This is a genomic window from Stenotrophomonas sp. FW305-C-20-S1 (assembly GCF_058783335.1).
Genome location: NZ_JBYTEK010000031.1, coordinates 26,234 through 45,516 on the forward strand (window position 1 = coordinate 26,234; position 19,283 = coordinate 45,516).

Annotated in this window: 12 protein-coding genes and 1 pseudogene; 6 read left to right on the forward strand and 7 right to left on the reverse strand. The window is 66.7% G+C overall.

The window, feature by feature from the left end:
- Positions 1-47: 47 nt before the first annotated feature.
- Entirely contained in the window at positions 48-965 is a 918-nt protein-coding gene (locus AC3WTC_RS15565; protein ID WP_025874133.1) for an LpxL/LpxP family Kdo(2)-lipid IV(A) lauroyl/palmitoleoyl acyltransferase, read from the forward strand.
- A 103-nt stretch (positions 966-1,068) separates the two neighbouring features.
- Here the strand turns inward: AC3WTC_RS15565 and AC3WTC_RS15570 are convergent.
- The 4 genes and pseudogenes from AC3WTC_RS15570 to AC3WTC_RS15585 form a co-directional block, all read right to left on the reverse strand.
- Positions 1,069-1,519, reverse strand: a pseudogene (locus tag AC3WTC_RS15570) (REP-associated tyrosine transposase).
- A 269-nt stretch (positions 1,520-1,788) separates the two neighbouring features.
- The gene (locus tag AC3WTC_RS15575) at positions 1,789-3,120 is read right to left on the reverse strand and encodes an O-antigen ligase family protein (RefSeq protein WP_492711857.1); all 1,332 of its coding nucleotides are present in this window, start codon (positions 3,118-3,120) and stop codon (positions 1,789-1,791) included.
- Complete coding sequence (locus AC3WTC_RS15580) at positions 3,101-4,216, reverse strand: glycosyltransferase (RefSeq protein ID WP_492711858.1); 1,116 nt, start codon at positions 4,214-4,216, stop codon at positions 3,101-3,103. The genes AC3WTC_RS15575 and AC3WTC_RS15580 overlap by 20 nt, the downstream gene beginning before the upstream one ends.
- Positions 4,217-4,231: 15 nt before the next feature.
- Positions 4,232-4,429, reverse strand: a complete 198-nt coding sequence (locus tag AC3WTC_RS15585; RefSeq protein ID WP_025874129.1) for a zinc-finger domain-containing protein — start codon at positions 4,427-4,429, stop codon at positions 4,232-4,234.
- Positions 4,430-4,866: 437 nt separating this feature from the next.
- On the opposite strand from AC3WTC_RS15585, the gene AC3WTC_RS15590 reads away from it, so the two are divergent.
- Positions 4,867-8,211, forward strand: a complete 3,345-nt coding sequence (locus AC3WTC_RS15590; RefSeq protein WP_492711860.1) for a GH92 family glycosyl hydrolase — start codon at positions 4,867-4,869, stop codon at positions 8,209-8,211.
- Entirely contained in the window at positions 8,208-8,963 is a 756-nt protein-coding gene (locus AC3WTC_RS15595) for a basic secretory protein-like protein (protein WP_431602132.1), read from the forward strand. The genes AC3WTC_RS15590 and AC3WTC_RS15595 overlap by 4 nt, the downstream gene beginning before the upstream one ends.
- 505 nt (positions 8,964-9,468) lie before the next feature.
- Here the strand turns inward: AC3WTC_RS15595 and AC3WTC_RS15600 are convergent.
- On the reverse strand, positions 9,469-11,760 hold the full coding sequence (locus AC3WTC_RS15600) for an NADP-dependent malic enzyme (protein WP_025874126.1): 2,292 nt from the start codon (positions 11,758-11,760) through the stop codon (positions 9,469-9,471).
- Positions 11,761-11,989: 229 nt separating this feature from the next.
- The gene (locus AC3WTC_RS15605) at positions 11,990-13,345 is read right to left on the reverse strand and encodes a dicarboxylate/amino acid:cation symporter (protein WP_025874125.1); all 1,356 of its coding nucleotides are present in this window, start codon (positions 13,343-13,345) and stop codon (positions 11,990-11,992) included.
- A gap of 331 nt (positions 13,346-13,676) precedes the next feature.
- Here AC3WTC_RS15605 and AC3WTC_RS15610 point away from each other — a divergent pair, with 331 nt between their 5' ends.
- From AC3WTC_RS15610 to AC3WTC_RS15620, 3 genes are all read left to right on the forward strand, one after another.
- Positions 13,677-14,846: an OprO/OprP family phosphate-selective porin gene (locus tag AC3WTC_RS15610; RefSeq protein ID WP_059065060.1), complete on the forward strand. Its 1,170-nt coding sequence runs from the start codon at positions 13,677-13,679 to the stop codon at positions 14,844-14,846.
- A 68-nt stretch (positions 14,847-14,914) separates the two neighbouring features.
- Complete coding sequence (locus AC3WTC_RS15615; protein ID WP_492711862.1) at positions 14,915-17,566, forward strand: hybrid sensor histidine kinase/response regulator; 2,652 nt, start codon at positions 14,915-14,917, stop codon at positions 17,564-17,566.
- A gap of 319 nt (positions 17,567-17,885) precedes the next feature.
- A complete protein-coding gene (locus tag AC3WTC_RS15620) occupies positions 17,886-18,497 on the forward strand; it encodes a hypothetical protein (RefSeq protein WP_492711864.1) in 612 nt (203 codons plus the stop codon).
- Positions 18,498-18,556: 59 nt separating this feature from the next.
- Here AC3WTC_RS15620 and AC3WTC_RS15625 read toward each other — a convergent pair whose 3' ends face one another.
- On the reverse strand, positions 18,557-19,213 hold the full coding sequence (locus AC3WTC_RS15625; RefSeq protein ID WP_033831979.1) for a response regulator: 657 nt from the start codon (positions 19,211-19,213) through the stop codon (positions 18,557-18,559).
- Between the last annotated feature and the right edge of the window lie 70 nt (positions 19,214-19,283).

The window sequence follows — 19,283 nt, forward strand, 5'->3', positions numbered from 1 at the left end:
GGGAGCCCCCCGGGAAAGACACGCGGCCGGGTTGGTAGAATGGCGGCATGTCCGATGCCACCACCGCCGTCCGTCCGTCGCTGCGTGATCCACGCAACTGGCCGATGTTTGCCGTCATGTTCACTGCCTTCGGGATCGCCCGGCTGCCGTGGACGCTGCAGCGCGTGCTGGGCCGCGGGGTCGGCTCGATCGCCTGGCGCCTGGCCGGCAGCCGCCGCCATGCCGCCGAGGTCAACCTCAAGCTGTGCTTCCCCGAGAAGGACGAGGCCTGGCGCAAGCGTCTGGTGCGCGACAGCTTCGACGCCTTGGGTGTGGGCATCTTCGAATGCGCGCGTTCGTGGTGGGGCAGCATCGACAGCATCCGCCCGCAGGTGCACATCGAAGGGCTGGAACACCTCAAGCAGATGCAGGCCGAAGGCCGCGGCGTGCTGCTGGTCTCGGGCCACTTCATGACCCTGGAAATGTGCGGCCGCCTGCTGTGCGACCACGTCGACCTGTCCGGCATGTACCGCAAGCACAAGAACCCGGTGTACGAGTGGGCGGTGAAGTTCGGCCGCCTGCGCTACGCCAAGGCGATGTACGCAAACGAGGACATCCGCGCGACGGTGCGCCACCTGAAAAAGGGCGGCTTCCTCTGGTATGCGCCCGACCAGGACATGCGCGGCAAGGACACCGTATTCGTGCCGTTCTTCGGCCACACTGCCTCCACCATCACCGCCACCCACCAGCTGGCGCGGATGACCGGTTGTGCGGTCATCCCGTACTTCCATCGCCGCGAAGGCGGGAAGTACTTCCTGAAGATCGGCGCGCCGCTGGAGAATTTCCCCAGCGAGGACGTCGAAGCCGATACCGCGCGGGTCAACCAGGCCATCGAGCAGATGGTGCGCGAGGCACCGGACCAGTACCTGTGGATCCATCGCCGCTTCAAGCGCCAGCCAGGCGGGCGCAGCGATTTCTACAAGTGACGTGAGATTTGGATGGCTCATCCACGCATGGCGTGGATCTACCGGGAATCCCGATCAGTAGATCCACGCCATGCGTGGATGTTCTCTCTTCCGATGCCGGAATCTACAACGGCCAACGACACCAGGCGTGAGGGTAGTCCCCCCAGCCCACCAGCCAATCCGGCCCGCACCGGATTGCCCAGGATGTACATCGCGTTGTCATGAAGGGATTCATCGGTACGCACCGCATGGTCGTGATAGCCGTGCTGCCAGAGCGGCCCTTCTCGTCCCGATATCCGGTTCAGCTGCCGGCTGCTGCGTGATTTCAGCAACGCCATGCACTGGGCCAGCGTTCCCTTCTGCAGCTCCATCAACCAGTGCAGGTGGTCGGGCATCACCACCCAGGCGAGGCTGTGGCTGATGCCGCTGCGTTCGACGAAGCGCAGCGCGTCCACCAGCACAGCGACATTGCCTGCGTCGGAGAAGAATGGCTCCCGGCCGTGTGTTGTCGTGGTCAGGGAATAGACATTTCCCGTGCGGGAGTAGCGACCGTAGCGGAGTCTGGGGCTTGCCATGGGGACAGACTGCGGTTTGCCCGGTCATCCTTGCATTGGCGGACCACCCTGCGGCCAGTCGGGAAAAGCCGCGACACCGGCCAGTGTTCATGGGAAAGCCCATCCACGCATGGCGTGGATCTACTGCTCCGCCGCCAAACACGTCCCCGGAGATCCACGCCATGCGTGGATAGGGCCCCGTCCCGCACACGCAAGTAGATCCACGCCATGCGTGGATACGCCCCGTACCGCACACGCAAGTAGATCCACGCCATGCGTGGATGCGGAGATTACCCGGCGCCCGGCTGATCGTCCGGTTCGCGCGCCAGCAACGTGCCGACGAACAGCGCGGCGAGCAGGACGGTCAAGCCGCCCCAGAACGCGGAATAGAACGCCAGGTGCGTATTGAGCGGGAACACGGTGACCGCCAGTGCCAGCATTGCCGGGCGTGCACGTTCGCGCGCCGGGGCCGGGGCGAAACGCCATGCCCGCCATGCCTGTGCCACCGCCGCCAGCCACAGCAGCAGCCCCAGCACACCTGTCTCGGCCAGGATCTCCAGCACGATCTGATGGGCGTGCAGCGCGGGCATGGTGCCCCACACCGCCGGTCCTTCATCCGCAACGCAGTGGGGATAGGCATCGCGGAAGCCACGTGCACCGACACCATTGATCGGATGTGCTTCGATCATGCAGGCCGCCGCGTTCCAGATGCGGGTACGGCCGGACAGGGCCTGCTCGACCCCGTCCTCGCCACCGTCCCAGGCCATTGCCGTGCGCGCCACACGCTCACGCAGCTGCGGCACGCTGGCCGTCAACACGCCCGCCGTGAGCACAGCGGCCAGTGCCAGCAGGCCCAACCGCTTCCACCCCAGTTGGCGCACACCGCTGTAGACAACCACCAGGCCGAAGGTGATCCATGAGGCACGCGAGCCGGCCAGCAGCAGCACCACGCCCACTGCAGAAGCGGCCAGCAGCCAGCCCGCATTGCCGAAACGGCGCGCCACCGGCAACAACAGGAACGGCGAAAGACTGGCCAGCACCTGGCCGAATTTCAGGTTGCACGGCCCAAGCGCGCCGCTGAGACGGTCGGCCAGCGCGGCTTCTTCAGCCGGGCACAATGCGTGGCCGCTGATGGCCAGCTTGATCTGCTGCAGCGACCAGAACCAGGGGCTGGTGCCTGCCAGTGCCTGCACCAGCGCATCGAGCGTCCACAGGCCGGTGATCACCGCCAACCCACCCAGGGTCAGGCGCCGCCGCTGCGGGGTGGCCACGGCGATCGCCACCAGCCACATGAAAGGCAGATAGCGCAGCCCGGCCGCAGCCTTGGTCCACGACGCCGCCGGGTCCACGGCATCGAAGGCCGAGAACGCCTGCGGCAACCAGTAGCCAAGGAAAAGAATCGATGTCAGCGCCCACGCTGCCGGGCTCAGCAGATGGGGGCGATGCTGCACCCGGCGGATGACCATGCGTGCGGCGGCGTACAACGCCCCCAGGCCCAGGACTGTTTCGGCGATACCTGGCAGCGGCCACAACGCGACGTAGGCCAGCACCCACCAGGGTGCCCAGCGGCCGGCGCGCTCATCGCGCAGGGGCGGCGTGGCGTCAGCCAGCGAGGTCGGCATAAAGACGGAGGGTATCGCGCTGCATGGCCTGCAGGGTAAACGGGATACGGCCCGGCAGCGACGGCGGCTGTGCCAGCAGGGCCAGCGCACGTTCACCCAGCAGCTGCGCATTGCCCAGCGGCACTGCGCCACTGGGTTGCAGCTGCTGCAGCAGTTCGCCGACCCCACCATGGTTCCAACCCAGCACCGGGCGGCCGACCGACAACGCTTCGACCACGGTGCGACCAAAGGCTTCCGGTTTGCCCGACAGCTGCAGCACCAGATCGCTGGCGGCGTACGCCTGGGCGATGCGCGCAGTCGGCGTACTGATGTGCACCGCCCCGGTCACGCCCAGTGCGGCCGCATGCCTGCGCAGCTCTGCCACATAGGCTTCCCGGCCAGGCTCGTCGGTGCCCAGCATCCACAACTGTGCCGGCACGCCTGCTGCACGGACATCGGCAAGCAGCTGCAACGCGTGGGCGTGGCCTTTCAGGCGGGTGCCGCGACCGGGCAGCAGCAACAGCGGTCCGTCGACCTGGGCCAGCCACGGGTAGTCGGTCGCCAGCGCCAGCCGGGGACGCCGATCAGCGCGTGCCACGCGCGGGAACTGGCTGACATCCACCCCGCGCGGGATCACCTGCAGCCTGTCGTGCGGCACCGTCGGGTAATGCGTGTGTACGTAGTCGCGCACGCTGTTGGACACACAGATCACGCGTTCGCCGCTGGTCATCACCGCGCTGTAGCGGCTGGGCGAATTCAACCCATGCACGGTAGTCACCCAATGCGGGCGTTGCGCCGGCTGCATCGCACGGATCGCGTACAGCCCCAGCCACGCCGGCAGGCGCGAACGGGCGTGGACGATGTCGGCGCCCACTTCGGTGAACAGGCGACGCAGGGTAGGCAGATGGCGCAGCGTCAGCAGCGACTTGCGGCCGATATCCAGGGTCAGGTGCTCGGCACCGCTGTCGAGCAGCGGCTGCACCAGGCGACCACCAGCGGACACCACCAGCGCGCGATGGCCGGCAGCGACCAGGGCCGCGGCGATTTCAAGGGTCGAGCGCTCGACACCGCCGGAGTGCAGCGCCGGCAGCAACTGCACCACGGTCAATCGGCGCATCGAGGGGGCAGCCGTTTAGTCGGCCAGCACGAACACGGCGCCGCAGTAAGCACACTGCGCTTGCCCGTTGGGTTCGTCTTCGATCGGCAGGTACACCCGCGGATGCGAGTTCCACAGCGCCATTTCCGGGGTCGGGCAGCTCAGCGGCAGATCGCTGCGGTGCACGGTGTAGCGCTTTTCGGCGTTGGCGGGCGCGGTGGCGGTATGGCTCATGGCGGATGTCGATGAACGGATTGCGAGGCCTGCGATTCTAGCATCTGGGCCCGGCAAACACCGTGCGCTGCGTGGCCGCTGCGCGCGGCGGCCCGCTTGCAGCCTTCGCCGGTGCAGCCACGTGCGACCGCGCTGCCCCTCCCGCGCTGCCGTCGCCCTGCCCCCATCGGCGGGAAATCCCAGGCAGGCCAGTCAGTTCCGCGCGGAATCGGTCGTCGTTCGAATTTCCCGCATTTGGATCGAACTAAATGGCACTTGTCAGGGCGCTGCCGGCTGTTGCAGCATCGGCAGCGATCCATTCCTGACCCGATCGCATGGCCCGCCCCCCACCGGACCTGCATCGCCTCCCGACTGCCCTGCGGCGGACGGGGCGATGCTGTCCGTGGTGTTCGCCGATGCGGGTTCTGCCTGCCGCCTGCCCTACCGGGAGACCCTGCATGACCCTGTCCGATCCGCGCCGCGCCCTGCTTCCGCTCGCCCTGGCCCTGGCCTGTGCGACCACTGCGACGCCGGTGCTGGCGCAAGGGCTGCAGACCTCCTTCGAGCCGGGCGAACCGGCACCGGCCAGGTCCGATGGCACCTTGTCCGTCGACGTCGGCAGTGGCCCCGGCGCGCCGTACGCGGCCAAGCGCAACGTCGGCTACAGCGGCCTGCATGCGTTGCACTACAGCGCCAGTGGCGGCCAGGCACGCCGCGAACTGTTCAAGACCGATCTGCCCATCGACACCGACACCACGCTGTCCTGGCTGGTATTGCCGGAGATCGTCGGCAAGGACACCGTGGCCTCCACCTATGTCTCGCTGGACCTGCTGCTGGACGATGGCAGCCGCGTCTCCGCCAGCGGCGCGCGCGACCAGCACGGCGTAGCGCTGGGCGCACGGGCGCAGGGCGATTCGAAGACGTTGTACCCGCAGCAGTGGGCGCGCAAGGCGGTCAGGCTGGGCGACATGCCGGCGCTGAAGGGCCGCCGCGTGCTGGCCATCGAGCTCGAGGTGGCCAGCGCCAATGGCGCGCCGGTGTCGGGCTGGATCGACGACGTGCGCCTGGACGTGCAGCCACGGCAGGCGCCGCAGCGGGTCTCCGACTGGGTACTGACCACGCGCGGAACCCAGGCCAACGGCACCTTCTCGCGCGGCAACAACTTCCCGGCCACTGCGGTACCGCACGGTTTCAACTTCTGGACGCCGGTGACCGATGCCGGCGCACTGAACTGGCTGTACCGCTGGAACGAGCAGAACGATGCGAAGAACCGGCCGCAGCTGCAGGCGTTGGCGCTGAGCCACCAGCCCAGCCCGTGGATGGGCGACCGCCAGACCTTCCAGGTGATGCCCTCCGCCACGCGCGGTGTGCCCGAAGCGGACCGCAGCAAGCGGGCGTTGTCCTTCGACCGCACGCAGGAAAACGCGCGCCCGTATCGCTACGACGTGCGCTTCGACAACGGCATCGCCGCGTCCATCGCCCCCACCGACCATGCCGCGCTGTTCCGCTTCGAGTTCCCCGAAGGCGGCGACGCCAACCTGCTGTTCGACAACGTCGATGCCCGCGGCGGACTCACCCTCGATGCCGCCACGCAGACGTTGACCGGCTACACCGATACCCGCAGCGGCCTGTCCAACGGCGCCACCCGCATGTACGTGGTCGCCAGCTTCGACAGGCCGTGGCGCAGCAGCGGCCAGATCGGCACCGGCCGCCCGACCGGCTACATCAAGTTCGACCCAGGCAGCGAGCGCCGGGTGACGATGCGCATCGCCACCTCGTTGATCTCGGTCGAGCAGGCGCGGCACAACCTGGCACTGGAACTGGCCGCCGCCGATACGCTGGAAAGCGTGGCCGGACGCGCACAGGATGCGTGGGATGCGCGCCTGGCCCGTTTCGACATCGGCAATGCCAGTGACGACCAGAAGACCACGCTGTACTCCAGCCTGTACCGGCTGTACCTGTACCCCAATTCCGGCCACGAGAATGCGGGCACCGCCGCCGCGCCCGAGTGGCGCTATGCCAGCCAGGCCAGCGCCGCCGATGACAACACCGACGGCAGCGCGACGCGCAGCTTCGCACCGGTGCGCGACGGCAAGGTCTTCGTCAACAACGGCTTCTGGGACACGTTCCGCACCACCTGGCCGGCGTATGCGCTGTTCACCCCGGATGATGCCGGGCAGCTGGTACAGGGTTTCATCGAGCAGTACCGCGCCGGTGGCTGGGTCGCGCGCTGGTCCTCGCCGGGCTACGCGGACCTGATGGTCGGCACCAGCTCGGACGTCGCCTTCGCCGATGCGTGGCTGAAGGGCATCGGTGGCTTCGATCCGGAAGAGGCCTACGCCGCAGCGCTGAAGAACGCCACCGTGGTGCCACCGGACCGCCACGTCGGCCGCAAGGGCATGGATCGATCGACGTTCCGCGGCTATGCCAGCGCCGACGTGCATGAAGGCATGTCGTGGACGATGGAAGGTGCGCTCAATGATTTCGGCATCGCCAACATGGCCGATGCCCTGGCCAAGCGCGCGACGACACCGTCCGCACGCGAACGCTACGCCACCGAGGCCGACTACTTCCGCCACCGCGCCGGCAGCTACGCGACGTTGTTCGATCCGGCCGCCGGCTTCTTCCAGGGCCGCAGGCCCGATGGTAGCTGGCGCCTGCAGGCCAAGGACTACGACCCGCGCGTGTGGGGCCACGACTACACCGAATCCAATGGCTGGACGTTCGCCTTCACCGCCGCGCACGATGGCGAAGGCCTGGCCGCGCTGTACGGTGGCCGCGACAAGCTGGCCGCCAAGCTCGATACCTTCTTCGCCACCCCGGAAACCGCCGACGCCGCATTCGCCGGCTCCTACGGCGGCACCATCCATGAGATGACCGAAGCGCGCGACGTGCGCATGGGCATGTACGCGCACAGCAACCAGCCGGCACACCACATCCCGTGGATGTACCTGTATGCCGGGCAGCCGTGGAAGACCCAGCAGCATGTGCGCGAGATCCTGTCGCGGCTGTATGTCGGCAGCGAGATCGGCCAGGGCTATCCGGGCGACGAGGACAACGGCGAGACCTCGGCGTGGTACGTGCTGGCCTCGCTGGGCCTGTATCCGCTGCGCATGGGTGCGCCGGAGTACGTGATTGGTTCGCCGGCGTTCCAGCATGCGCGCGTCGAGCTGCAGGGCGGCGCGGTGTTGACCGTCAATGCACCGCAGAATTCGCCGGAGAACGTGTACGTGCAGTCGCTGAAGATCAACGGCAAGCCGTGGAGCAAAACCTGGGTGCCGCACGAAGTGATCGCCAAGGGGGCAACCCTGGACTTCGTGATGGGCCCGCAGCCGTCACGCTGGGGCAGCGGCGTGGATGATGTACCGCGCTCGCTGACCGCCCGTGGCCAGCGCCCGCAGTTGCTGCACGATCTGCTCGGCAACGGCGCGCAGGCGGCACTGGCTGATGGCCGTGCCCTGCCCGCGCTAATCGACGACGATGCCAACACGGCCGTGCCGCTGGGCGGCGGCGTGACCATCGCACTGAGCCACGTGGGCGATGGCGTACCGACGATGTACACGCTGACCAGCGGTGACGGCACGGTCCGTGGCGGTGAGTGGACGCTGGAAGCGCGTGCCGGCAACGGGCGCTGGGTAACGCTGGACCAGCGACGCGGCGAAGATTTCACCTCGGCGCGGCAGACCCGCCCGTTCCGTATCGCCTCGCCCTCACGCTACGCCGAGTACCGTCTGCGCCTGGCTGCGCCGGGGCGCCTGCAGCTGGCCGAGATCGAACTGTTGGCGCCCTCCCCCCTACAATGACGTCCATGCGCCTACGTTTGCTCCCCCTCGCTCTTGCCGCCCTTGTATTTCCCAGCCTCAGCCACGCACAACCGCAGACCCAGGCCTTCGATGGGCAGGTCAGCCGTGACGGGGTGACCCTGTACTACCAGGATGCCACCGGCGCGCTGGCCGCGCCGGTGCGCAAGCGCATCATCGATACGTTCTACTTTGCTTACCTGCGCGAGCGTGCGGACTTCCGCCCGGCCGCGCCGAACGAGGTGCGCATCGTGATCGATCCGGCGTACAACGGCGTCGCCTTCGTCGGCGACAAGGACAAGGCCAGCACGATCACGATCAATCCGGGCTGGCTGGTCCAGCACCCGGATGACATCGATCTGGTCACCCACGAAGCGATGCACATCGTGCAGGGCTACCCCAGCTATGGCGACAAGCGCGTGCCGGGCTGGCTGGTGGAGGGCATTGCCGACTACGCCCGCGATCGCTACGGCATGAACAACGCCGCTGCCGGCTGGGCGTTGCCGGACAAGCTGAGCCAGGGCCAGACGGTGGAAAGCGGCTACCGGGTGACCGGTGCCTTCCTGAAGTGGGCCGAAGCGGCGCACCCGGGACTGGTGCTGGCACTGGACAAGGATCTGCGCGACGGGCGCTATGCGCCGGCGCTGTGGCAGAAACACACCGGCAAGACCCTGCCGGCGCTGTGGGCGGAGTATGCCAAGCCGCGCTCCCCGGCCCCTGCGCCGCCGCCCGCGCGACGCGCGAGGCGGCGGTAAGCTCGATGTTGCCGGGGCGATGCCCCGGCCTTCAACGCGACTGCACGAAACCGGCGTACAGCGCGAACAGCTGCTGGAAATACCGCTTGCTCACTCGACTGCGCATGACACTGCTCCGCCCATGGAAAGTTGGTCGGGCCCAGGGTGGGAAGGCCGGTCCGGTCCCTTCCCACGGCCAGGCCGCGTGGGCGTATTGGGCCGCAGCGAGGTTGCAGGGCGATTACCGGGCGGCTGCAGTTCTCCGGTAGCGCCGGGCCATGCCCGGCAGAACACAAGAAGCACCGCGCTGCGCGCTCGCCGGCCAGCGGCCGGCACTACCGTTTCCGCGTTGCTTCTCCGGTAGCGCCGGGCCATGCCCGGCGGAACATGCCCGGCGGAATACGGGAAGCGCCGCGCTGTGCGCTCGCCGGGCATGGCCCGGCGCTACCCGATCCGGTTTCCGCGTTGCGGAAACAGAAACGCGCCCCGTGGGGCGCGTTTCTGCAGATCGCAGCGGAACGAAGGCTTATGCCTTCTTTTCCGCTTCGATCTGCTTGCGGATCTGCGCATCAACCGCGGCGATCGCGGTCATGTTCAGGATCCGGCGCGAGGTCGCGCTGGTGGTCAGGATGTGCACCGGCTTGTTGACGCCCATCAGGATCGGACCGATCGCCACGCCATCGGTGAACACGCGCACCAGGTTGTAGGCGATGTTGGCCGCTTCCAGGTTCGGCAGCACGAACAGGTTGGCACGGCCCTGCAGGGTCGAGCCCGGCAGCAGCTTCTGGCGCAGGGCTTCATCCCATGCGGTGTCGCCCTGCATTTCGCCGTCCACGTTCAGACGCGGGTTGCGCTTGAGCAGCAGCTCGCGCACCTGGCGCATCTTCAGCGCATCCTTCGAATCGTGGCTGCCGAAGTTGGAGTGCGACAGCAGTGCCACCTTCGGTTCGACGCCGAACAACTTCATGCGGTAAGCGGCCTGCAGGGTCGCTTCGCACAGCTGCTCTGCGGTCGGGTCTTCCTGCACGTGCGTATCGACGAAGAAGAACACACCCTGCTGGTTGATCACGCCGGTCATCGCCGAGGTCGAGGTGACCTTCGATTCCAGCGGCAGCACGCTGCGCACGTAACCCAGCTTCTTGTGGAAGCGGCCGACGATGCCGGTCAGCATCGCATCGGCTTCGCCACGGGCCACCATCACCGCAGCGATCAGGGTCGGCCGCGAACGCATCAGGTTCTTGGCGGCGGCCACGGTGACGCCACGACGGCCGGTCAGGCCGTGGTAGTACTGCCAGTATTCGTTGAAGCGCGGGTCATCATTGATGTTGGTGACTTCAATGTTCTCGCCGATCTTCAGGCGCAGGCCGAGGCGTTCGATGCGCGATTCGATCACTTCCGGGCGACCGATCAGGATCGGATGTGCCAGGCCGTCGTCGACCACGTTCTGCACCGCCTGCAGCACCACTTCTTCTTCGCCTTCGGCATACACCACGCGCTGCTTGTCGCTGCGCGCGCGATCGTAGACCGGCTTCATCATCAGGCTGGTGCGGTAGACGAACTGCGACAGCTTCTGCCGGTAGGCTTCCATGTCGGCGATCGGACGGGCGGCCACGCCCGAATCCATCGCGGCCTGGGCCACGGCGGCCGACAGCTCCACCAGCAGGCGACGGTCGAACGGACGTGGGATCAGGTATTCGCGGCCGAAGCTGGGGGTCTCACCGCCATAGGCAGAGCCCATGTCGGTGGCGGCGCGGCGGGCCAGCGCGGCGATCGCGCGCACGCAGGCGATCTTCATTTCCTCGTTGATCGCGGTCGCACCGACGTCCAGCGCACCGCGGAACAGGTACGGGAAGCACAGCACGTTGTTGACCTGGTTCGGGTAGTCCGAACGACCGGTACCGATGATTGCGTCCGGACGCGCGGCGCGCACCAGTTCCGGCATGATTTCCGGGGTCGGGTTGGCCAGGGCGAAGATCACCGGGTCCGGCGCCATCGTCTTGACCATCTCGGCGGTCAGGATGCCCGGCGCCGACAGGCCCAGGAAGATGTCCGCGCCATCGACGATCTCGGCCAGGGTGCGCTTGTCGGTGTCGCGCGCATAGCGCAGCTTTTCCGGGTCCAGGTCGGTACGGCCGGTGTGGATCACGCCTTCGCGGTCGAAGGCCAGGATGTTCTCCGGCTTCAGGCCCAGCTGCACCAGCATGTTCACGCAGGAAATGCCGGCCGCGCCCATGCCCGTGGTCGCCAGCTTCACTTCTTCGATCTTCTTGCCGGTGATCGCCATGGCGTTGAGCACCGCAGCACCGACGATGATCGCCGTGCCGTGCTGGTCGTCATGGAACACCGGGATCTTCATGCGCTCGCGCAGCTTGCGCTCGACGATGAAGCACTCCGGTGCCTTGATGTCTTCCAGGTTGATGCCGCCGAAGGTCGGCTCCAGCGAGGCGATGATGTCGACCAGCTTGTCCGGGTCGTTCTCGTCCACTTCGATGTCGAACACATCGATGCCGGCGAACTTCTGGAACAGCACGCCCTTGCCTTCCATCACCGGCTTGCCGGCCAGCGCGCCGATGTTGCCCAGGCCCAGCACCGCGGTGCCGTTGGAGATCACCGCCACCAGGTTGCCGCGGGCGGTCAGCTCGCTGGCCTGCTGCGGATCGGCCTTGATCGCTTCACAGGCGTACGCCACGCCCGGCGAATACGCCAGCGACAGGTCGCGCTGGGTCAGCATGGGCTTGGTAGCGGAAACCTTGATCTTGCCGGGCGGAGACATCCGGTGGTAATCGAGGGCGGCCTGTTTGAAATCTTCGTTGGACATCGATGTGGGTTACATGAATGGGCAGAAGGGACAGGGGATCATACCCCCGTTGGAGCGGTCGGACCTGTCGCTATGCTGTCGCAGTGATGCTGCGACCGCACAATTCCCTGGCGTATGCGACGTTACCAGAGCACAGCTTCGGCGCTGGCGATGACAGCCGTGGGACGCCTTGAAACGCTGCGGGGCCGTGCCACTGTCGTGACCGGCCCCGCAGTACCACACACCCGGATCAGCCCTTGGCGGGCAGCGCCTCGGTCATCGCCAGCGGCACGGCATCGACCGGCGGCGGCAGTTCGCTTTCGCGACCATCCAGCGCCAGCTTCAGGCGGTCGCGGTCCAGCGCACCTTCCCAGCGCGAGACCACCACCGTGGCCACCGCGTTGCCGATGAAGTTGGTCAGCGAGCGGCACTCGCTCATGAAGCGGTCCACGCCCAGGATCAGCGCCATGCCGGCCACCGGCACTTCCGGCACCACCGCCAGGGTGGCGGCCAGGGTGATGAAGCCGGCACCGGTGACGCCGGCAGCGCCCTTGGAGCTGAGCATCGCCACCAGCAGCAGCGCGATCTGGTGGCCCAGGGTCAGCTCGGTGTTGGTGGCCTGGGCGATGAACAGCGCGGCCAGGGTCATGTAGATGTTGGTGCCGTCCAGGTTGAACGAGTAACCGGTGGGGACCACCAGGCCGACCACCGACTTGCTGCAGCCGGCACGTTCCATCTTCTCCATCAGCGACGGCAGCGCCGACTCCGACGACGAGGTGCCCAGCACCAGCAGCAGCTCGGCCTTCAGGTAACGGGCCAGCTTGAACACCGAGAAGCCACACAGGCGGCAGACCACGCCCAGGATCACCGCAACGAACAGGAACGCGGTGAGGTAGAACGAGCCGACCAGCCAGGCCAGGTTGACCAGCGAGCCGACGCCGTACTTGCCGATGGTGAAGGCGATGGCACCGAAGGCACCGATCGGCGCGGCCTTCATCAGGATGTGCACCAGCTTGAACACCGGCGCGACCAGCGCTTCCAGGAAGTTCTGGATCGGCTTGCCCTTCTCGCCCACCGAGGCCAGCGCGATGCCGAACAGCACCGCCACGAACAGCACCTGCAGGATGTTGCCGTCAACGAAGGCGCTGATCAGCGTCTTCGGGATGATGTCCATCAGGAAGCCGACCAGGGTCAGGTCGTGCGACTTCTCGACATAGCTGTGCACCGCGGTCTGGTCCAGCTCGGCCGGGTTGATGTTCATGCCGGCGCCGGGCTGCACCACGTGCGCCACGATCATGCCGACGATCAGCGCCAGCGTGGAGAAGAACAGGAAATACGCCATCGCCTTGGCGAACACCCGGCCCACCGTGCGCAGGTGGGTCATGCCGGCGATGCCGGTGACGATGGTCAGGAAGATCACCGGGGCGATGATCATCTTCACCAGGTTGATGAAGGCATCGCCGAGCGGCTTCATCTTCTCGCCGATCAGCGGCTCGTAGTGGCCGAGGACAGCACCCAGGACGATCGCCACGATCACCTGGAAATACAGTTGGCGGTAGAGCGGCAACGGCTTGCTGGGCACCGGCGCAGCGGTCGGGATGTGCATGGCGGACTCCGGAAGGGGCGTTTTCAGGCACGTACGGCCCCGCAAATGCACGGGAACCGTTACCGTGGAAACTGACCGCACGCCCCGTGACTGCAGGCGCAGGGGTGCGACCAATGGACGCCTTTGTACGCGCCGGGCACGCCAGCGCAGATAACCTATTGGTACTAGCCCCCCGGTTCAGGTGGCTGCGCTGCCTACACTGGCGCCGCACCCCTGATCGCGGGGACGCCGGTGGCCCGACCTGAACGGCCGGGCGCGTCATTGCGAAAGTTCCGGCCATCGCGGCCGTTGTTGTCCTGTCCACACGCAATCCGAGAGAGCCGCACCACCCATGCGCCCGATTCCCACCTTGCTGGCCCTTTCCCTGGCCGCCCTCCCCGCCTTCGCATCCGCTGCGGATTTCGACAACTGGCCGACCAAGTACGCCTTCGGCGACGGCACCGAGCTGGCCGCTACCGCCAACATCGCCTACGACTACAACGACTTCTCGTCCGCCAGCGGCATCGAGGATGACGATGCGGTGCGTCGCAAGGAGTTCGGCGCGACCCTGAAAAAGAAGGGTGTGTACGACGCGATGGTCTACTACGATTTCCAGGCCGATACCTGGCTGGACGTGTTCGTGCGCTTCGAGAGCAAGGCATTCTTCGGCCGCGATGTCGGCCGCTTCCGCTTCGGCTACATGAAGACCCCGGTCGGCCTGGATGCCAACACCTCCTCGCGCGCGGGTAGCTTCCTCGAAACCGCGCTGCCCGTGCAGGCGTTCTACGCAGGCCGCCGCACCGGCGTGGAATGGGTGCTGGAGCGTCCGCAGTACCTGCTGCAGGCCGGCGCCTATGGCGGCAAGGACCTGCAGGGCGACAACCCCGGCACCACCCAGGCGGTGCGTGCGGTGTGGACGCCGGTGAAGGCACCGGGCGATGTGATCCACCTCGGCCTGGCTTATTCGCAGGAAAATCCGCGCGGTTACCACGATGGCCGCGACGTGCACCACGAAGCCAGCGCGCGCCTGCGGGCCCGTCCGGAAGCCGGCCTGACCGATATCCGTCTGGTCGATTCGGGGGCGCTGGTCACCGCCGACCAGATCCGCCGCACCGGCCTGGAAGGCATCTGGATCCGCGGTCCGTTCTCGCTGCAGGCCGAAGCGCTGCAGGCCACCGTCACCCGCAATGATGGCAAGCCCGACTACACCGGCCACGGCCAGTACGCGATGGCCAGCTGGGTGCTGACCGGCGAATCACGCCCGTACAACGCCGGCGCCGTTGCCAACATCAAGCCGGCGCACGACTACGGTGCGGTGGAACTGGTGGCCCGCTACAGCCGACTGGACCTGGACGACGGCAGCATCCTCGGTGGCCGCCAGCACGACCTGACCCTGGGCGCGAACTGGTACCTGACCAGCCACTTCAAGTTCCAGGCCAACTACGTGAAGGTCGACGCCAGCCGTCGCGGTGTGCGCAGCACCCCGGAGATCTTCGAACTTCGCGCGCAGATGCACTTCTGATCCCTTCCACGCGTCAGATCCCGGCGGGCGTGCATGCCACGCCCGCCGGCCCTGCGTAGACTGCCGCCATGTACTGGCTCAGCCGACACCGCCTGCAGTTGCTGACCGTTCTGGTGATGGTGGCCGGCACCGTGCTGTGCGCGGCCGCCGCAGGCCACTATGCCTGGCGTCGCGCACTGGGCACCGAAAGCGCGCAGGTGCAGCGCCAGCTGCAGCTGTATGGCCAGGGCCTGCAACAGCGCATCGACCGGTTCGGCACCCTGCCGCAGGTGATGGCGCTGGACCCGGACCTGCTGCATGCACTGCAGGTGCCGCCTTCCCCCGCCGAGCGGCAGCGCCTGAACCTCAAACTGCAGCGTGCCAACCAGGTTACCCGCACCTCGACACTGACCCTGGTCGGCCGCGATGGCGTGGCCGTGGCCGCCAGCAACTGGGACCAGCCGACCAGCAACGTCGGCGAGGATTACAGCTACCGTCCGTACTACCAGCAGGCGCTGGCCCATGGCCGTGGTCGCTTCTACGGCATCGGCATGACCACCGGTGTGCCCGGCTACTTCATGTCCGAGGCCATCCTCGATGCCGACAGCCAGCGCATCGGCGTGATCGTGATCAAGATCGAGCTGTCGGCACTGGAACAGGAATGGTTGAACAGCCCGGACGTGGTGCTGACCAGCGACAACCACGACGTGGTGTTCCTGGCCAACCGCGATGCGTGGCGCTACCGCCTGCTGCGTCCGCTCGGCACGGAGGAACGCCGCGAGATGCGCGCGGCGCGGCAGTACGCCGACCGCTCGCTGCAGCCGCTGCGCGTGCGCACCGAGGATGTGCTGGCCGATGGCGGCCGCATGGTGCGCCTGCTCGACCCGGCGCTGCCGCAGGCGATGCTGTGGCAGACCCTGGCGCTGCCCGACGAAGACTGGAGCCTGCACCTGCTGCACGACGCCAGCGCGGCCACCAGTGCCGGCCGCGGCGCGGCAGTGGCCGGCGCCGCCGCTTGGCTGGCGCTGGGTTTCCTGGTGCTGTTCGTGCAGCAACGGCGTCGTCTGTCCAAGCACCGCCAGCGCAGCCGGCGTGAACTGGAAACCCTGCTCAAGCAGCATGCACAGGAACTGCGCACCGCCCAGGACGGCTTGCTGGAAGCCGCGACCGATGCCGACGTTGGCTTGAGCCGCAGCCTCGAACATCTGCCGCAGGGCGTGGTGGTGATCGACAAGGAACAGCGTCTGGTCGCGTGGAATTCGCGCTATCTGGAATTGTTCCGCTTCCCGGCGGGGCTGGTGCGGGTGGGCCGCCCGATCGAGGAACTGTTCCGCTTCAACGCACGTCGCGGCCTGTTGGGGCCCGGCCCGATCGACGAGGCCATCGAACGCCGCCTGACCCACCTGCGCAGTGGCCGCCCACACATGCGCGAGAGCGAGAAGGACGACGGCACGGTGCTGGAGATCCGCGGCAACCCGCTGCCCGACGGTGGCTTCGTCACCAGCTATGCCGACATCACCAGCTACAAGAACGCCGCGCGCGAATTGCGTTCGCTGGCCGATGCGCTGGAACACCGCGTGGCCGAACGCACCCAGGATCTGGACGAAGCCCGCCGCGAAGCCGAGCAGGCCAACCGTTACAAGACCCGCTTCGTCGCCTCGGCCGTGCACGACCTGCTGCAGCCGCTGAACGCCGCGCGCATGTTCGTGTCGGTGCTGCGCGGCAAGCTCACCGACCCCGAACAGCAACAGACCAGCGACCATATCGACGCTGCACTGGCCGCGCAGGACGCGATCCTCAACAGCCTGCTGGATATTTCACGGCTGGAGTCGGGGTCGTTGCAGGTACGGGTGCGCGCATTCGCGCTGTCTCCCTTGCTGGAAACCCTGGCGCGCGAGTTCGGCATCGCCGCACAGAGCCGCGGCCTGCAGCTGGACTGGGTGGACACCCGTGCGGTGATCGTCAGCGACGAAGCACTGCTGCGGCGCATCCTGCAGAACTTCCTGTCCAATGCGCTGCGCTATACGCCACGTGGCCGCGTACTGATCGGCTGCCGGCGTGCAGGCGACCAGCTGCGCATCGAGGTGCATGACCAGGGACCAGGTATTCCGGAAAGCCTGCAGGGCGAGATCTTCGAAGAGTTCCGGCGCCTCAACGACGGCGTGGAGCAGGAACGGGGCGCCGGCCTGGGCCTGGCCATCGTCGAACGCATCGGTCGACTGCTCGGACACCGCATCAGCCTGCGTTCCGCGCTGGGCAAGGGCAGCGTATTCGCGGTGAGCGTGGCACTCGGGGGCGCCGACGAGGTGATTGCGCCGCCGGCGGCGCCGGTCGTCGCGACCGAACCGTCCGATGACAGCCCGCTGCGCGAATGTCGGGTCTGGAGCATCGATGATGACCCCCACGTCTGTGTCGCAACCCGTGCTCTGCTGGAACGCTGGGGCTGCCATGTGGAACTTGCCGATGGCCCCCAGGGGGCACTGGAAATCGCCAGTGCGCTGAACGTGCCGCAGCTGTTGCTGCTGGACGTACGCATGGGGCAATGGCACGGACCGGACCTGTATGAAGCGCTGTGCACGCTGTGGAAGGCGCGGCCGCCGGTGATCCTGGTGACCGCTGAGCGCGATGATGCGCTGAAAGTGCATGCTGCCGAGAACGGTTGGGGCTTCCTGCTCAAGCCCGTGCGGCCGCCGGCGCTGCGGGCGTTGATGACGCAGCTGCTGTTGCGGCATCGCGGGTAAGTCAGTCGCACCTGAGCGAGGACCATCGGCCCGCGTCAGAGCGTTCACGCTCTGACGTGAGCGGGTGCTCCGCCACTTGATGGCCAGACATCCTTCGCTTGCCATCCGCTCTTTGAGAGGAGGAAGGGAAGCGACGTACTCGTGACGAAGCATGGGCATAGTCCGAACAACAAACGAGCAATCGTCCTACTTACCAACGTTGCTGAAGATCAGACAATTGCGTGCCCGGGCCAACCGGCCAGCCAGACCAGAGGCAACAACCGTGCTCCCTCGTCCCGTGCCCGCTGCATCTACAAGACACTTCGGCCTGATCGCGGCAATGCTTCTCGGCCTGTACTGCAGCGGATGCGTCGATGGCAAATCACAAACAGCAGACCGCAATCAACAGAGATCCACAGAAGAAGGCGGCATCAATTACTTTCATCCGGACCTACCCGAACCAGCGGGCCGGTCCGGCCGAACGTCTTCAAATGAAGCTGTTTCAGCTTCGGCCAGCAATCGTAGAGAACGCACATTCGAGTACCTTCAAGTCGAATCCGGATTCATGGCAAACGGGGGCATCTCGAACCAAACAGCTGAAACCCTTTTGCGATCCAGCCGCAGCAGCTCTGATGCAATCGACCGTATGACCATCGACGCAGCGTCCAGCCCTGATGCCCAGGACCTGACCAGGCACTATCGATCATCTCTCGAGCGCGCAATGGGTCAGGACGGGGTTCTTGATCGCCTGGCGTGCGGCCTGAGCATATGCATTGGTATCGCTCGCGCCCAAAGCAGTGCCGATCACGAAGCATGGGGCCACAGACTGGCGTCAGACCGATCATCTCCCACATACAGCTACGCCGAAGTATCTGAGAAGCTCGGCGAGGGATACGAGAACAGATTCATGTTCTCTACCGATCCCGAACTGAATTCGATCAGCGGGAACTGATCAGGAAAGCGGAACAGCATCCACAACGACGCAGTACATGCGCCAACGTCCCGTCTCGGTCAGCCATCCAATCCAACGCGCGCATCACCTTCCGGCTCCAGTGCCTTCACCAGCACTGCCGCCTGGGTGCGGCTGTGGCATTCGAGCTTCTTCAGGATGGCGGTCACGTGCACCTTCACCGTGTTTTCGGCCAAGCCCAGTTCATAGGCGATCTGCTTGTTGAGCAGCCCGTCGGCCAGGCACAGCAGCACCCGGAACTGCTGCGGCGTCAGCTGCGCCAGGCGGCTGGCCAGCAACGCGTCGGCCTCGGAACGCTCAGCGGCCATCGCCGGGAACCACAGGCCACCATCGAGCACCGCTGCCACCGCTTCACCGATGGTTTCGGCAGGCGCGGACTTGGGAATGAAACCGGCCGCGCCGAACTGCTGCGCGCGACGAATCACCCGCGGGTGGTCGTTGGAGGACAGGATCACCACCGGAATGTCCGGGTGCGAACCGCGCACGTGCAGCAGCGCGGAGAATCCATGTGCGCCCGGCATGGTCAGGTCCAGCAGCACCAGATCCACATCGGGCTGTGCGTCCAGCGAGGTGGCCAGTGCTTCGGCGCTGGCCACCTCGCGCACCTGCGCCAGCGGCAGACTCTGCCGCAACGACTGCACCACCGCCGAACGCAGCAGCGGATGGTCATCGGCGATCAGGATGGTGTATTCGCTCATGCGGCCATTGTACGGGCAGCGAACTGCCTCCGCCGGGCATGGCCCGGCGCTACCGGAGCACCAGTACGGG

Coding starts and splice junctions, on each gene's coding strand:
- AC3WTC_RS15620 (WP_492711864.1), top strand. CDS start 17,886: ATGCTTCTCGGCCTGTACTGCAGCGGATGCGTCGATGGCAAATCACAA.
- AC3WTC_RS15575 (WP_492711857.1), bottom strand. CDS start 3,120: ATGCCGACCTCGCTGGCTGACGCCACGCCGCCCCTGCGCGATGAGCGC.
- AC3WTC_RS15600 (WP_025874126.1), bottom strand. CDS start 11,760: ATGTCCAACGAAGATTTCAAACAGGCCGCCCTCGATTACCACCGGATG.
- AC3WTC_RS15580 (WP_492711858.1), bottom strand. CDS start 4,216: ATGCGCCGATTGACCGTGGTGCAGTTGCTGCCGGCGCTGCACTCCGGC.
- AC3WTC_RS15595 (WP_431602132.1), top strand. CDS start 8,208: ATGACGTCCATGCGCCTACGTTTGCTCCCCCTCGCTCTTGCCGCCCTT.
- AC3WTC_RS15590 (WP_492711860.1), top strand. CDS start 4,867: ATGACCCTGTCCGATCCGCGCCGCGCCCTGCTTCCGCTCGCCCTGGCC.
- AC3WTC_RS15565 (WP_025874133.1), top strand. CDS start 48: ATGTCCGATGCCACCACCGCCGTCCGTCCGTCGCTGCGTGATCCACGC.
- AC3WTC_RS15610 (WP_059065060.1), top strand. CDS start 13,677: ATGCGCCCGATTCCCACCTTGCTGGCCCTTTCCCTGGCCGCCCTCCCC.
- AC3WTC_RS15585 (WP_025874129.1), bottom strand. CDS start 4,429: ATGAGCCATACCGCCACCGCGCCCGCCAACGCCGAAAAGCGCTACACC.
- AC3WTC_RS15605 (WP_025874125.1), bottom strand. CDS start 13,345: ATGCACATCCCGACCGCTGCGCCGGTGCCCAGCAAGCCGTTGCCGCTC.
- AC3WTC_RS15615 (WP_492711862.1), top strand. CDS start 14,915: ATGTACTGGCTCAGCCGACACCGCCTGCAGTTGCTGACCGTTCTGGTG.
- AC3WTC_RS15625 (WP_033831979.1), bottom strand. CDS start 19,213: ATGAGCGAATACACCATCCTGATCGCCGATGACCATCCGCTGCTGCGT.